Raw genomic sequence first — 14,818 nt, 5'->3', positions numbered from 1 at the left:
TGAATGCTCGCGACGGCTGGTCGGACCGCGCGTGAGGGGTCGGGGCTTCCCCGCTGACGCCGGGGGCTCCTTCACATCCGTAAGGCGTCCTTCAGGGCCCCGAGTTCCCCCGCATTGAAGCGTGTTGACCAAGTCCCGACAACACCTGATGTCCGAGTGGCACATGCGTCTGGCCGGTGTACGAGGCTCGCCCGGGGGACGGAGATCCCGTGGCCGGGCACCGCTCCGGGCCCGTCACCGTCGGCGGCGACGAGGGTCCGCCGTACGAGGGATCACGACCGGCTGTCCGGAAACATGCGGAATCTCCTCACCGGCCTGCGGAACCTCCCCGCCGCCCGAGCCCCGCCGCACAGGCGTTCTCCGGGTTTTCCACAGGGCGGCCGACAGCGGCCCATGGTTGTCCACAGAGCCGTCGGAGTGTCACCCCGCGCCAGTAGGGTGTGAGACATGGCCGACCCCTCCAGCTACCGCCCCAAGCCGGGACAGATCCCGGACTCTCCCGGGGTGTACAGGTTCCGCGACGAGCACCGCCGGGTGATCTACGTCGGAAAGGCGAAGAGCCTGCGCCAGCGCCTGGCGAACTACTTCCAGGACCTCGCGGGCCTGCACCCGCGCACCCGCACGATGGTCACCACGGCCGCGTCGGTGGAGTGGACGGTCGTGTCCACGGAGGTCGAGGCGCTCCAGCTGGAGTACTCCTGGATCAAGGAGTACGACCCCCGGTTCAACGTGAAGTACCGCGACGACAAGAGCTACCCCTACCTCGCGGTGACGATGAACGAGGAGTTCCCGCGCGTGCAGGTCATGCGCGGCCACAAGAAGAAGGGCGTCCGCTACTTCGGGCCGTACGCGCACGCGTGGGCGATCCGCGACACCGTCGACCTGCTGCTGCGCGTCTTCCCCGTGCGCACCTGCTCCGCCGGCGTCTTCAAGAACGCCTCCCGCACCGGCCGCCCCTGCCTGCTCGGCTACATCGGCAAGTGCTCCGCGCCCTGCGTCGGCCGGATCTCCGCCGACGACCACGGGGAACTGGCCGACGAGTTCTGCGACTTCATGGCCGGCCGCACCGGCACCCACCTCCGCCGCCTGGAGAAGCAGATGACGGAGGCCGCCGAGGAGATGGAGTACGAGCGGGCCGCCCGCCTGCGCGACGACATCGAGGCCCTGAAGAAGGCCATGGAGAAGAACGCGGTCGTGCTCGCGGACGCGACCGACGCCGATCTGATCGCGGTCGCCGAGGACGAGCTGGAGGCCGCGGTCCAGATCTTCCACGTCCGCGGCGGACGGGTGCGCGGACAGCGCGGCTGGGTCACCGACAAGGTCGAGGAGATCACCACCGGCGCCCTCGTCGAACACGCCCTCCAGCAGCTCTACGGCGAGGAGACCGGCGACGCCGTCCCCAAGGAGGTGCTCGTCCCCGCCCTGCCCGACCCGGTCGAACCCGTCCAGGAGTGGCTCACCGTCCGCCGCGGCTCGGGCGTCTCGCTGCGCATCCCGCAGCGCGGCGACAAGCGGGCCCTGATGGAGACCGTGGAGCGCAACGCCCAGCAGGCGCTCGTCCTGCACAAGACCAGGCGCGCCTCGGACCTGACCACGCGCTCGCGCGCCCTGGAGGAGATCGCCGAGGCCCTGGACCTGGACAGCGCCCCGCTGCGGATCGAGTGCTACGACATCTCGCACCTCCAGGGCGAGGACGTCGTGGCCTCCATGGTCGTCTTCGAGGACGGCCTGGCCCGCAAGAGCGAGTACCGCCGCTTCCAGATCAAGGGCTTCGAGGGCCAGGACGACGTCCGCTCCATGCACGAGGTGATCACCCGCCGCTTCCGCCGCTACCTCACGGAGAAGGAGCGCACGGGGGAGTGGACCGACGCCGGGAGCGCCCTCCCCGACGGCGACGGCCCCGGCGAGGAAACCGCCGAGGACACCGCCACCGACGGCGCGATCCTCGCCAACGGCAAGGAAGTCCCCCTCGCCACCGGCCTCAAGGACGACGAAGGCCGCCCCAAGCGCTTCGCCTATCCGCCCCAGCTCGTCGTCGTCGACGGCGGGCGGCCCCAGGTCGCGGCCGCCCGCCGCGCCCTGGACGAACTCGGCATCGACGACATCGCCGTCTGCGGCCTCGCCAAGCGCCTGGAGGAGGTCTGGCTGCCGCACGACGACGACCCGGTCGTCCTGCCCCGCACCAGCGAGGGCCTCTACCTCCTCCAGCGCGTCCGCGACGAGGCCCACCGCTTCGCGATCACCTACCAGCGCACCAAGAGGGCCAAGCGGCTGCGCTCCGGCCCCCTGGACGACGTACCGGGCCTGGGCGAGACGCGCAAGCAGGCGCTCATCAAGCACTTCGGCTCGGTGAGGAAGCTGCGCGCCGCGACCCTCGACCAGATCCGCGAGGTCCCGGGCATAGGCCGCAAGACGGCCGAGACGATCGCCGCGGCCCTGGCCCAGGCGGCTCCGCCCGCCCCCGCCGTGAACACGGCGACCGGAGAGATCATTGAAGACGAGGAACCCGGTACGACGGCGGGTTCCCCCGGAGATCCCGTCACCGCGGGCGCCCCGGAAGAACGACGGGGGCAGGAGACATGACCGAGCACGAGCACGACGCACACCCCACGGACGAGCGGGACCAGGCGCTCCACTCAGCGCCCCATGAACACGACACAGGTCACGAAGACGGAGCACAGGTGAGTACGGACAGCACGCCGCCCGGGATCCCCGAGGCGGCCATCCCCGAGCTGGTGATCATCTCCGGCATGTCCGGGGCGGGCCGCTCGACGGCAGCCAAGTGTCTGGAGGACCTCGGCTGGTTCGTCGTCGACAACCTCCCGCCCGCCCTGATCCCCACCATGGTGGAGCTGGGCGCCCGTTCCCAGGGCAACGTGGCGCGGATCGCGGTCGTCGTCGACGTCCGCGGCCGGCGCTTCTTCGACAACCTCCGCGAGTCCCTCGCCGACCTGGAGTCGAAGAACGTCACCCGGCGGATCGTCTTCCTGGAGTCCTCCGACGACGCCCTGGTGCGCCGCTTCGAGTCCGTGCGCCGCCCGCACCCCCTCCAGGGCGACGGCCGGATCGTCGACGGCATCGCCGCCGAACGCGAACTGCTGCGCGAGCTGCGCGGCGACGCCGACCTGGTGATCGACACCTCCAGTCTCAACGTGCACGAGCTGCGCGCCAAGATGGACGCCCAGTTCGCGGGCGAGGAGGAGCCCGAGCTGCGGGCCACCGTCATGTCCTTCGGCTTCAAGTACGGCCTCCCGGTCGACGCCGACCTGGTGGTGGACATGCGCTTCCTGCCCAACCCGCACTGGGTCCCGGAGCTGCGCCCCTACACCGGCCTCAACGACGAGGTCGCCACCTATGTCCTCAACCAGCCCGGCGCGAAGGAGTTCCTCGACCGGTACGCGGAGCTCCTCCAGCTGATCGCCGCGGGCTACCGCCGGGAGGGCAAGCGCTATGTGACCATCGCGGTCGGCTGTACGGGCGGCAAGCACCGTTCGGTCGCGATGTCGGAGAAGCTCGCCGCGCGTCTCGCGGCCGAGGGCGTGGAGACGGTGGTCGTGCACCGGGACATGGGACGGGAATGACAGGACGTACTCCGCGGCTGGGCCGACTGCGCAGGGTGCCCGCCGAGGGACGCGCGAGCCGGCCGGTCGAGGCCCGGGGCGCGAGGCCGCGCCGCCGTGGCACCCAGCCCAAGGTCGTCGCGCTGGGCGGCGGGATGGGCCTGTCCGCCTCGCTCGCCGCGCTGCGCCGGATCACCGGTGACCTCACCGCCGTGGTCACCGTCGCCGACGACGGCGGCTCCAGCGGGCGGCTGAGGGACGAGCTGGGCGTGCTGCCGCCCGGCGATCTGCGCAAGGCGCTGGCCGCGCTGTGCGGCGACGACGACTGGGGCCAGACCTGGTCCCGGGTCATCCAGCACCGCTTCCAGTCCCAGGGCGAGATCAACGGCCACGCGGTCGGCAATCTGCTGATCGTCGCCCTGTGGGAGCAGCTCGGCGACCACGTCCAGGCCCTGGACCTGGTCGGCAAGCTGCTGGGCGCGCACGGCCGGGTGCTGCCCATGTCCGCCGTACCGCTGGAGCTCCAGGCCCTGGTCAAGGGGCACGATCCGCGCCGGCCGGAGGACGTCGACACGGTGCGCGGACAGGCGACCGTGGCCCTCACGCCCGGCGAGGTGCAGTCCGTGCACCTCGTGCCGCACGACCCGCCGGCCGTCCCCGAGGCGGTGGCCGCGGTCCTGGACGCGGACTGGGTGGTCCTCGGCCCGGGATCCTGGTTCTCCTCGGTGATCCCGCACCTCCTCGTGCCCGAACTGCTGGACGCCCTCATCGAGACCAAGGCGCGCCGGGTACTCTCGCTGAACCTCGCGCCGCAGCCCGGAGAAACCGAGGGCTTCTCCCCGCAGCGTCATTTGGAGGTTTTGGGACGACACGCCCCTAAACTCGCCCTGGACGTGGTGCTGGCCGACGAGGCCGCCGTGCCCGACCGCGACTCCCTGACCGATGCCGCCACCCGGTTCGGGGCCGCTGTCGAGCTGGCGAAGGTGGCCCGGACCGACGGAACGCCCCGGCACGACCCGGAGCTCCTCGCCGCCGCGTACGACCGTATTTTTCGGATGCATGGAAGGATCGGCCCATGGCGATGACGGCAGCGGTGAAGGACGAGATCTCCCGGCTCCCCGTCACCCGGACCTGCTGCAGAAAGGCGGAGGTCTCCGCCGTGCTGCGGTTCGCCGGCGGCCTGCACCTGGTGAGCGGCCGCATCGTGATCGAGGCGGAGCTGGACACGGCGATGGCGGCCCGCCGGCTCAAGCGGGACATCCTCGAGATCTTCGGCCACAGCTCGGAACTGATCGTGATGGCCCCGGGCGGTCTGCGCCGCGGCTCGCGCTATGTCGTGCGCGTGGTCGCCGGCGGGGACCAGCTGGCCCGCCAGACGGGCCTGGTCGACGGGCGCGGGCGGCCGATCCGCGGGCTTCCCCCGCAGGTGGTCTCCGGCGCGACCTGTGACGCCGAGGCGGCCTGGCGCGGGGCGTTCCTGGCGCACGGCTCGCTGACCGAGCCCGGCCGCTCCTCCTCCCTGGAGGTGACCTGCCCGGGTCCCGAGGCCGCGCTCGCGCTGGTCGGCGCCGCCCGCCGGCTGTCGATCGCCGCGAAGGCGCGCGAGGTGCGCGGGGTGGACCGGGTGGTCGTGCGCGACGGCGACGCGATCGGCGCGCTGCTGACCCGCCTCGGCGCGCACGAGTCGGTGCTGGCCTGGGAGGAGCGCCGGATGCGCCGCGAGGTGCGGGCCACGGCGAACCGGCTCGCCAACTTCGACGACGCGAACCTGCGCCGTTCCGCCCGCGCGGCGGTGGCCGCCGGGGCCCGCGTCCAGCGCGCCCTGGAGATCCTCGCCGACGAGGTGCCCGAGCATCTCGCGGCGGCCGGCCGGCTGCGGATGGAGCACAAGCAGGCCTCGCTGGAGGAGCTGGGCGCGCTCGCCGACCCGCCGCTGACCAAGGACGCGGTCGCCGGCCGGATCCGCCGTCTGCTGGCGATGGCCGACAAGCGCGCCTCCGACCTCGGCATCCCGGGCACGGAGGCCAACCTCAGCGAGGAGCTGGCCGACAACCTCGTGGGCTGACGGACGCTCAGAACGCCGTGCCGCGTTCCCAGGACGCCGGTGGTGTGACCCAATTGGGTGATATCACCGGCGTTTTGCTGTCCTTGAGGCGCCCTTGACTGGATCATGAACTGTCATGAGCCTGGCAGAGTTCGCTGCTGTGGCGAACCTATGCAAGGGGGGTTCATGAGACGTAGAGCGAGATCGATCCTCGCCGTCGGCACACTCCTGCTCGGCGGAGCGGCACTCGCGCCCATCGCCCAGGCACAGCCCGCACAGGCCACGAAACCCGGCCCGGACGAGGTCAAGGTGTTCCGGGCCGAGGTCACCAAGAAGCAGGTACCCCTGCTGCTGGCGGCCGGCCAGGACGGACACGAACTCAGTGAGCAGGCGCCCGAGAAGGGCACTGCCACCGTCGAGGTCTACCTCACCGACAAGCAGGCGGCCAAGCTCGAGAAGCAGGGTGTCGAGCTCACCGAGCACACACTTTCGGCCAAGGCCGAGAAGCGCGTGGAGGCGGCCTCCGACGGAGTGTTCCGCCCCTACAGCGGCAGTGGCGGCCTGAAGGAGGAGATCGTCCGCACCGGGCAGCAGAACCCGGGCCTGACCAAGGTCGTCTCCATCGGCAAGACGGTGGGCGGCCAGGACATCCTCGCGCTCAAACTGACCAAGAACGCGAAGAAGTCCAAGGACGGCTCCAAGCCCTCGGTGCTGTACATGTCCAACCAGCACGCCCGTGAGTGGATCACGCCGGAGATGACCCGCCGGCTGATGCACTACTACCTGGACAACTACAGGACCGACAAACGCGTCAAGAAGATCGTCGACTCCACCGAGCTGTGGTTCGTCCTGTCGGCCAACCCCGACGGCTACGACTACACCTTCCGGAGCACCGACAACCGCCTGTGGCGCAAGAACCTGCGGGACGTCAACGGCGACGGCGCGATCTCCACCGGCGACGGCGTCGACCTCAACCGCAACTTCCCCTACAAGTGGGGCTACGACGACGAGGGGTCGTCCCCCAACCCCACCAGCCAGACCTACCGCGGCGCCAGTCCCGGCTCCGAGCCCGAGACCAAGGCGCTCGACGCCTTCGAGAAGCGGATCGGGTTCACGTACGGCATCAACTACCACTCCGCCGCCGAGCTGCTGCTCTACGGCGTCGGCTGGCAGGTCGCCACCGACACCCCGGACGACGTGCTCTACAAGACGCTCGCCGGCACCCCCGACAACTCCGCGATCCCGGGCTACCACCCGCAGGTGTCCTCGGAGCTGTACACCACCAACGGCGAGGCGGACGGCCACGCGGCGAACGTCAACGGCACGGCGATGTTCACCCCGGAGATGTCGACCTGCCAGACCGCGTCGAACCTCGACCCGAACGACCAGTGGAAGGCCTCCGACTGCCAGTCGGTCTTCAACTTCCCCGACGACGAGAAGCTGATCCAGCAGGAGTTCACCAAGAACATCCCGTTCGCGCTCTCCGTCGCCGACTCCGCCGCCCGCCCCGACCGGCCCAAGTCCTCGGTCGGCCTGAGCGCCGCCGACTTCACCCCGGCGCCGTTCACCACCTCGTACGCGCGCGGCGCCGACCAGCAGGTCTCCGTCGTCGTACGGAAGGCGGTCCGCGACAAGAAGCTCAAGTACCGCGTCAACGGCGGCCGTACGCAGGACCGGGCGCTCAAGGCCTGGAAGGGCGGCGAGACCTACGGCGGGGACGACAACCTGTACTTCGACGAGTACCGGGCCAAGGTGCGGGCCGGCAAGCCGGGCGACAAGGTCGAGGTGTGGTTCACCGGTGAGACCAAGGCCGGCAAGAAGGTCTCCAGCTCGCACTTCACGTACACGATCGCCGCACGGCCCCAGGCCGACACACTGGTCGTGGCCGAGGAGGGCGCGGCCGCCACACAGGCGCAGACCTACGTCGACGCGCTGAAGGCCAACGGCCGCAAGGCGATCGTCTGGGACGTCGCCACCCAGGGCGTGCCCGACGCGCTCGGCGTGCTGAGCCACTTCAGGACCGTCGTGCACTACACGGGCGCGAGCACACCCGGCAACCCGACCCAGCTCGAACTGCGCGCCTTCCTCAACGAGGGCGGCAAGCTGATCGAGGCGGGCGAGCTGGCCGGCGGCACCGTCGACCTCGGCGACGGCACCCCCTCGGACGACTTCAGCCAGTACTACCTGGGCGCCTACTCCCGTACGTCGACCCCCGGCGCCACCGGCTTCACCGGCTCCGGCGCGCTCACGGGCGCCGACGGGGCCCTCGGCGCCGCCCCCGGCAACCCGCTGGACAAGGCGGGCACCTACGGCGTCACCTCCGACGAACTGCCGGCCGCCACGTATCCGCAGTTCGCCAGCTCCGGCGCCGGCCAGTTCTCCGGGACGGTCAACCCGTACGGCCCGTACGCGGGCTCGTACATGGCCGCCGCGGTCCACACCGACGACGCCTACAAGCGACTCACCCGCACCATCGACCTCAGCGGTGTCACCGCGGCGCAGCAGCCCGCCCTGCGCACCCGGCTGCTGTGGGACACCGAGCCCGGCTACGACAACGCGATCGTCGAGGTCCACACCGTCGGCGCCGACGACTGGACCACGCTCCCCGAGCAGGGCGGCGCGACCGGCACCGCCGTACCGGCGGAGTGCGGCGCCGGCTTCTACATCGCCGACCACCCGTGGCTCAAGCACTACCTGACCCTCGGGAACAACGACTGCACCGCGACCGGCACCACCGGCGCCTGGAACGCCTTCACCGGCGCCTCCAGCGGCTGGCAGCAGGTCGCCTTCGACCTGAGCGCCTACGCGGGCAGGAACATCGAGGTCTCGATCAGCTATGTCACCGACCCCGGCAGCGGCGGCCACGGCGTCCTCGCCGACGACGCCTCGCTCGTGATCGGCGGCACGGCCACCGAGACCGAGGGCTTCGAGACCTCGCTCGGCGCCTGGCGGGCCGCCGGTCCGCCCGCGGGCAGCCCCGCCGTCCTGAAGGACTGGACCCGCACCGGAACGCTGTTCCAGACATACGGCGCGGTCACCACCGACGACACCGTGCTGCTCGGCTTCGGCCTGGAGCACGTGACCTCCGCGGCGGACCGCAAAACGCTCATCGGAAAGGCCCTCGCATCACTTGATCAGTGACACACCGGTCAACGGCTTTTGACGCACCGTGACGAAACAGGGCGACAAAGGCCTCAGGTCTGGGCGGTCCGTACCCCTACTGGCGGGTACGGACCGTCCTGCCGTGTATGGGCGAAGTCGATGTCACCGACGGGGCCTCGGAGAGGTAGGGTCGTAGGCGGTCGGGGACATCCCAAATACAGCTCGCCGGCACCGCATGGCCGGCGTACCAACGAGGAGATCGGTTCGTGACGATCCGCGTAGGCATCAACGGCTTTGGCCGCATCGGTCGTAACTACTTCCGCGCGCTGCTGGAGCAGGGTGCTGACATCGAGATCGTGGCTGTCAACGACCTGGGTGACACCGCGACCACGGCTCACCTGCTCAAGTACGACACCATCCTGGGCCGCCTCAAGGCCGAGGTGTCGCACACCGCCGACACCATCACCGTCGACGGCCACACCATCAAGGTCCTGTCCGAGCGCAACCCCGCCGACATCCCGTGGGGCGAGCTCGGTGTCGACATCGTCATCGAGTCGACCGGCATCTTCACCAAGAAGGCCGACGCCGCCAAGCACCTCGCCGGCGGCGCCAAGAAGGTCCTCATCTCGGCTCCGGCCAAGGACGAGGACATCACCATCGTGATGGGTGTCAACCAGGACAAGTACGACCCGGCGAACCACCACGTCATCTCCAACGCCTCCTGCACCACCAACTGTGTGGCGCCGATGGCCAAGGTCCTCGACGAGAACTTCGGCATCGTCAAGGGTCTGATGACGACGGTCCACGCGTACACCAACGACCAGCGCATCCTGGACTTCCCGCACTCGGACCTGCGTCGCGCCCGCGCCGCCGCCGAGAACATCATCCCGACCACGACGGGTGCCGCGAAGGCCACCGCCCTGGTCCTCCCGCAGCTCAAGGGCAAGCTGGACGGCATCGCCATGCGCGTCCCGGTCCCGACCGGCTCGGCCACCGACCTCGTGGTCACCCTCCAGCGCGAGGTCACCAAGGACGAGGTCAACGCCGCGTTCAAGAAGGCCTCCGAGGACGGCGACCTCAAGGGCTACCTGGCCTACACCGAGGACGAGATCGTCTCCTCGGACATCGTCAGCGACCCCGCCTCCTGCACCTTCGACTCCTCCCTGACCATGGTCCAGGAGGGCAACACGGTGAAGATCCTCGGCTGGTACGACAACGAGTGGGGCTACTCCAACCGCCTCGTCGACCTGACGGTCTTCGTCGGCGGCCAGCTCTGATCGTCGGATCAGGCACCACGGTGTGAACGCAGGGCCCGGGCGGCGCAGGGACGCGCCGCCCGGGCCCTGAGTCGCGTGCAGAACCGCCCTGTCTACGATCACGGAGCATCACCAGCCCTCGGGAGCCCTTTTCATGAAGACGATCGACGAACTCCTCGCCGAAGGAGTGGCCGGCCGGCGGGTCTTCGTCCGCGCCGACCTCAACGTGCCGCTGGACGGCACCACCATCACCGACGACGGCCGGATCCGCGCCGTCCTGCCGACCGTCAAGGCCCTCGCCGAGGCGGGCGCCAAGGTCGTCGTCGCCTCCCACCTGGGCCGCCCCAAGGGCGCCCCGGACCCGGCGTTCTCCCTCGCCCCCGCCGCCGCCCGGCTCGGCGAACTCCTCGGCTCCGCCGTGGCCTTCGCGACCGACACCGTCGGCGACTCCGCCCAGGAGACCGTCGCCGGCCTCGCCGACGGCCAGGTCGCCGTCATCGAGAACCTGCGCTTCAACGCGGGCGAGACCTCCAAGGACGACGTCGAGCGCGGCGCCTTCGCCGACCGGCTCGCCCAGCTCGCGGACGTCTACGTCGGCGACGGCTTCGGCGCGGTCCACCGCAAGCACGCCTCCGTCTACGACCTCCCGGCCCGGCTGCCGCACGCCGCGGGCTTCCTCATCGCCACCGAGGTCGGCGTCCTGAAGAAGCTCACCGAGGACGTCAAGCGCCCCTACGTCGTCGCCCTCGGCGGCGCCAAGGTCTCCGACAAGCTCGCCGTCATCGACGAGCTGCTCGGCAAGGCCGACCGGCTGCTCATCGGCGGCGGCATGGCGTACACCTTCCTCAAGGCCAAGGGCTACGAGATCGGGACGTCCCTCCTCCAGGAGGACCAGATCCCGGCGGTCCAGGAGTACATCGAGCGCGCGGAGAAGACCGGCGTCGAGCTGGTCCTCCCCGTCGACGTGGTGGTCGCCCCCGCGTTCCCGGACCTGGCCACCAAGGCCCCGGCCGACGCCACCACCGTCACCGCGGACGGCATCCCGGCCGACCGCATGGGCCTGGACATCGGTCCGGAGTCCCGCACGCTGTACGCCTCGAAGATCACCGACGCCGCCACCGTCTTCTGGAACGGCCCGATGGGCGTCTTCGAGCACCCCGATTTCGCCGAGGGCACCAAGGCGGTCGCCCAGGCCCTCCTCGACTCCCCGGCCTTCACGGTCGTCGGCGGTGGCGACTCCGCTGCGGCCGTCCGCCTCCTGGGCTTCGACGAGAACGCATTCGGCCACATCTCGACCGGCGGCGGCGCCTCCCTCGAATACCTCGAGGGCAAGACGCTCCCCGGCCTCGCCGCACTGGAGGACTGACCGCTCATGAGCACCCGTACGCCGCTGATGGCGGGCAACTGGAAGATGAACCTCAACCACCTCGAGGCCATCGCCCACACCCAGAAGCTCGCCTTCGCCCTCTCCGACAAGGACTACGAGGCCGTCGAGGTCGCCGTCCTGCCGCCCTTCACCGACCTGCGCTCCGTGCAGACCCTGGTCGAGGGCGACAAGCTCGCCATCAAGTACGGCGCCCAGGACATCTCGGCCCACGAGTCCGGCGCCTACACCGGCGAGATCTCCGGACCCATGCTGGCCAAGCTGAAGTGCACGTACGTGGCGATCGGCCACTCCGAGCGCCGCCAGTACCACGCCGAGACCGACGAGCAGGTCAACGCCAAGGCCAAGGCCGCCTTCAAGTACGGCCTCACCCCGATCCTGTGCGTCGGCGAGGAACTGGAGGTCCGCGAGGCGGGCAACCACGTCTCCCACACCCTCGCCCAGGTCGAGGGCGGTCTGAAGGGCATCCCGGCCGACCAGGCCGAGACCGTCGTGATCGCCTACGAGCCCGTCTGGGCCATCGGCACCGGGAAGGTCTGCGGTGCCGGGGACGCCCAGGAGGTCTGCGCCGCCATCCGCGGCAAGATCGCCGAGCTGTACGACCAGGAGCTGGCCGACAAGGTCCGCATCCAGTACGGCGGCTCCGTCAAGTCCGGCAACGTCGCCGAGATCATGGCGCAGGCCGACATCGACGGCGCGCTGGTCGGCGGCGCGTCGCTGGACGCCGACGAGTTCGTCAAGATCGTGCGCTTCCGCGACCAGTGAGCCGAGCTGTGAGTAGGCGGTAGCGGCGATCCGTCGTACTCTTGCGGGGGCATGGCCCCGGTGCCGTGCCCCCGTCGTTATCCGAATCCGAGGAAGTTGGTCCAGCCGTGGTTTTGGGGTTCTCGATCGCCCTGATCGTCTTCAGCCTGCTGCTGATGCTGCTGGTGCTGATGCACAAGGGGAAGGGCGGCGGCCTCTCCGACATGTTCGGTGGCGGCATGCAGTCCTCCGTCGGCGGCTCCTCGGTCGCCGAGCGCAACCTCGACCGCATCACCGTCGTGATCGGTGTGCTCTGGTTCGCGTGCATCATCGTCCTCGGCATGCTGATGAAGACGAGCAGCTGATCAGACTCGCACAGGCACGCACAATCCATACGTAAGGCCCCATGTTCGGTACGCGCAGCTGAGCGCGGCCTATCATGGGGCTTGCGTCTAGGTGCGGGAGCTGTAACTCCAATCACTGGACGCGCGTTGGGCCTTACGTAGACTGAGGCGCTCGCAGCGAAGCGAAACGCCGACTCGCTTTGCGGCACCATCACGCAGGGAGTTACGACCGTGGCAAGTGGCAACGCGATCCGAGGAAGCCGGGTCGGGGCGGGGCCGATGGGCGAGGCCGAGCGGGGCGAGTCCGCGCCCCGTCTGCGCATCTCCTTCTGGTGCTCCAACGGGCACGAGACGCAGCCCAGCTTCGCCAGCGACGCGCAGGTTCCCGACACCTGGGACTGCCCGCGCTGCGGCTTCCCGGCCGGACAGGACCGGGACAACCCCCCGGACCCGCCGCGCACCGAGCCCTACAAGACGCACCTCGCCTATGTGCGGGAGCGGCGCAGCGACGCGGACGGCGAGGCGATCCTCGCCGAGGCGCTCGCCAAACTGCGGGGCGAGATCTAGGAGTCGACACCGGCCGGGTGCCCACGAGGTACCTGGCCGGACCCGTTGTCAGTGGTCTCCTCTACGGTTTTCCGTGTGGGTTCCCGTTCGCGCGGTGACCCGGAGAACCGGAGGGGGGAGCCGTGACGGGGGAGACGCGGGCGCCCGCGTGGCGCGGGGGGTTCGGACGGCTGTGGAGCGCCGCCGTGATCTCCCGCTTCGGGGACGCGCTGCGGACCACCGCCCTGCCGCTGCTCGCCGTGCGGCTGACGGACGAGCCACTGGCCGTCGCCTCCGTGACCGCCTGCGCCTCTCTCCCCTGGCTGCTGTTCGGCCTGCTCGGCGGGGCCGTCGCCGACCGGGTGGACCAGCGGCGCGCGATGTGGGCCGTCGACATCGTCCGGGGACTGCTCGTCGCCGCCTTCGCCCTCGCCGTGGGCCTCGGTCACGCCGGTGTCCCGCTGCTGATCGCCCTCGCCTTCCTGCTGACCACCCTGCAGACCCTCTTCGACAACGCCGCCACGGCCCTGCTGCCCTCCCTGGTGCCCCGCGCGGCCCTCGGCGGCGCCAACGCCCGGCTGCTGACCGGCCAGCAACTGGCCGGCGGCCTGCTGGCCGGACCGTTCGTCCCCCTGCTGCTGGGCGTCGGCGCCTTCCTGCCGTTCGCCGCCGACGCGGGCACCTATCTGCTGGCCGCCGCCCTGGTCGCCTCCCTGCGGACCCGGCCGTCCGATCGGGAGCCCCGCCCCTGCGGCAGCACCCTGCGCAAGGACATAGGCGACGGACTGCGCCACCTCTGGCAGGACCGCGTCCTGCGCGCGATCTGTTCGGCCACTCTCCTGTGCAACATCGGCATGGGCGCCCTCATCGCCACCCTGGTCCTGCACGTGACGCGCTGGCTGCACGCGGACACCACCGGATACGCCGCCGCCATGACGGCGTACGCCCTCGGCAGTCTGGCCGGCGGCCTGCTCGCCCAGCGCCTCGCGCTGCGCACCGGCCGGGCGCGGGCCCTGCTGCTCGGCGGCGCCGTCCAGACCGCCGCCCTGCTGCTCATGGGCACCGTCCGAAGCCTCGGCGCGCTCCTCGCCGGCATGCTGCTGCTCGGGATCATGAACATGGTGTGGAACGTCAACCAGGTCACCCTGATCCAGCAGCGCAGCCCCGCATCCATGACCGGCCGGATCGCCTCGGCGTTCCGTACGGTGTCCACGTCCGGCGCGCCGACCGGCGCGCTCCTCGGCGGGGCGGCCGCCGACGCCCTCGGGCTGAACGCGCCCGCGCTGCTGGCGGCCGTGCTCTTCGCCCTCGCCGTCGCCGCGTTGATACCCGTGGGCCGGGCGGACGTACCTGTTGTTGCCCCGCAGGACGGTTCCGCGTCCGCTCGCGTGACGCGCTGATCAACTAGGTTGGAACCGGCGGGGCAAGGCGTGCACAGCAGCACGGACAGGCAAGGAAGGGCTGAAGTCCGACATGAACGCAGACGGCCGTACGAGGCTCAACCAGACGCCCGAGTGGACGGCTCTGGCCAAGCATCGGGAGGAGCTCGGCGAGGTACAGCTGCGCGAGCTGTTCGCCGCCGACCCCGAGCGCGGCAGCGGGTACACCCTGCAGGTCGGCGACCTGCACATCGACTACTCCAAGCACCTCGTCACCGACGAGACGCTGAGGCTGCTGCGGGAACTGGCCGCGGCAGCCGACGTCTTCGGCCTCCGGGACGCCATGTTCCGCGGTGAGAAGATCAACACCACCGAGGGCCGCGCGGTCCTGCACACCGCCCTGCGCGCGCCCGCCGACGCGGTCGTCGAGGTCGACGGGGAGAACGTGGTCCCCGCCGT

The 14,818-nt window shown here is 70.6% G+C and carries 11 protein-coding genes and 1 pseudogene; all 12 read left to right on the top strand.

The window, feature by feature from the left end:
• Window positions 1-447: 447 nt before the first annotated feature.
• Complete coding sequence (gene uvrC / locus AQJ64_RS05325) at window positions 448-2,583, top strand: excinuclease ABC subunit UvrC (protein ID WP_055634807.1); 2,136 nt, start codon at window positions 448-450, stop codon at window positions 2,581-2,583.
• Entirely contained in the window at window positions 2,580-3,581 is a 1,002-nt protein-coding gene (gene rapZ / locus AQJ64_RS05320; RefSeq protein WP_055634808.1) for an RNase adapter RapZ, read from the top strand. Before uvrC ends, rapZ begins: the two co-directional genes overlap by 4 nt.
• Window positions 3,578-4,645 carry a gluconeogenesis factor YvcK family protein gene (locus AQJ64_RS05315; RefSeq protein WP_055634809.1) on the top strand — a complete coding sequence of 356 codons (1,068 nt, stop codon included), beginning with the start codon at window positions 3,578-3,580 and terminating at the stop codon, window positions 4,643-4,645. Before rapZ ends, AQJ64_RS05315 begins: the two co-directional genes overlap by 4 nt.
• Window positions 4,636-5,625, top strand: coding sequence for a DNA-binding protein WhiA (whiA, locus tag AQJ64_RS05310; RefSeq protein ID WP_055634810.1), 990 nt, complete (start codon window positions 4,636-4,638; stop codon window positions 5,623-5,625). The genes AQJ64_RS05315 and whiA overlap by 10 nt, the downstream gene beginning before the upstream one ends.
• Before the next feature lie 165 nt (window positions 5,626-5,790).
• Entirely contained in the window at window positions 5,791-8,745 is a 2,955-nt protein-coding gene (locus AQJ64_RS05305; RefSeq protein ID WP_055634816.1) for a M14 family metallopeptidase, read from the top strand.
• A 227-nt stretch (window positions 8,746-8,972) separates the two neighbouring features.
• Window positions 8,973-9,983, top strand: coding sequence for a type I glyceraldehyde-3-phosphate dehydrogenase (gap, locus tag AQJ64_RS05300; protein WP_055634811.1), 1,011 nt, complete (start codon window positions 8,973-8,975; stop codon window positions 9,981-9,983).
• 133 nt (window positions 9,984-10,116) lie between these two features.
• On the top strand, window positions 10,117-11,328 hold the full coding sequence (locus AQJ64_RS05295) for a phosphoglycerate kinase (protein ID WP_055634812.1): 1,212 nt from the start codon (window positions 10,117-10,119) through the stop codon (window positions 11,326-11,328).
• 6 nt (window positions 11,329-11,334) lie between these two features.
• Window positions 11,335-12,111, top strand: coding sequence for a triose-phosphate isomerase (gene tpiA, locus AQJ64_RS05290; RefSeq protein WP_055634813.1), 777 nt, complete (start codon window positions 11,335-11,337; stop codon window positions 12,109-12,111).
• A gap of 107 nt (window positions 12,112-12,218) precedes the next feature.
• The gene (gene secG, locus AQJ64_RS05285; protein ID WP_079061483.1) at window positions 12,219-12,455 is read left to right on the top strand and encodes a preprotein translocase subunit SecG; all 237 of its coding nucleotides are present in this window, start codon (window positions 12,219-12,221) and stop codon (window positions 12,453-12,455) included.
• A 210-nt stretch (window positions 12,456-12,665) separates the two neighbouring features.
• Window positions 12,666-13,001 carry an RNA polymerase-binding protein RbpA gene (locus AQJ64_RS05280; RefSeq protein WP_003957010.1) on the top strand — a complete coding sequence of 112 codons (336 nt, stop codon included), beginning with the start codon at window positions 12,666-12,668 and terminating at the stop codon, window positions 12,999-13,001.
• 185 nt (window positions 13,002-13,186) lie between these two features.
• On the top strand, window positions 13,187-14,380 hold the full coding sequence (locus tag AQJ64_RS05275) for an MFS transporter (RefSeq protein ID WP_055634815.1): 1,194 nt from the start codon (window positions 13,187-13,189) through the stop codon (window positions 14,378-14,380).
• A gap of 73 nt (window positions 14,381-14,453) precedes the next feature.
• Window positions 14,454-14,818, top strand: a pseudogene (locus tag AQJ64_RS50555) (glucose-6-phosphate isomerase); the annotation flags it as partial.

The sequence above is a fragment of the Streptomyces griseoruber genome, assembly GCF_001514205.1.
Taxonomy (GTDB): domain Bacteria; phylum Actinomycetota; class Actinomycetes; order Streptomycetales; family Streptomycetaceae; genus Streptomyces; species Streptomyces griseoruber.
Note: the sequence above shows the minus strand (reverse complement) of the source record. Positions and strands in the feature narration are given on the sequence as shown.

Coding starts and splice junctions, on each gene's coding strand:
- uvrC (WP_055634807.1), top strand. CDS start 448: ATGGCCGACCCCTCCAGCTACCGCCCCAAGCCGGGACAGATCCCGGAC.
- rapZ (WP_055634808.1), top strand. CDS start 2,580: ATGACCGAGCACGAGCACGACGCACACCCCACGGACGAGCGGGACCAG.
- AQJ64_RS05315 (WP_055634809.1), top strand. CDS start 3,578: ATGACAGGACGTACTCCGCGGCTGGGCCGACTGCGCAGGGTGCCCGCC.
- whiA (WP_055634810.1), top strand. CDS start 4,636: ATGGCGATGACGGCAGCGGTGAAGGACGAGATCTCCCGGCTCCCCGTC.
- AQJ64_RS05305 (WP_055634816.1), top strand. CDS start 5,791: ATGAGACGTAGAGCGAGATCGATCCTCGCCGTCGGCACACTCCTGCTC.
- AQJ64_RS05295 (WP_055634812.1), top strand. CDS start 10,117: ATGAAGACGATCGACGAACTCCTCGCCGAAGGAGTGGCCGGCCGGCGG.
- tpiA (WP_055634813.1), top strand. CDS start 11,335: ATGAGCACCCGTACGCCGCTGATGGCGGGCAACTGGAAGATGAACCTC.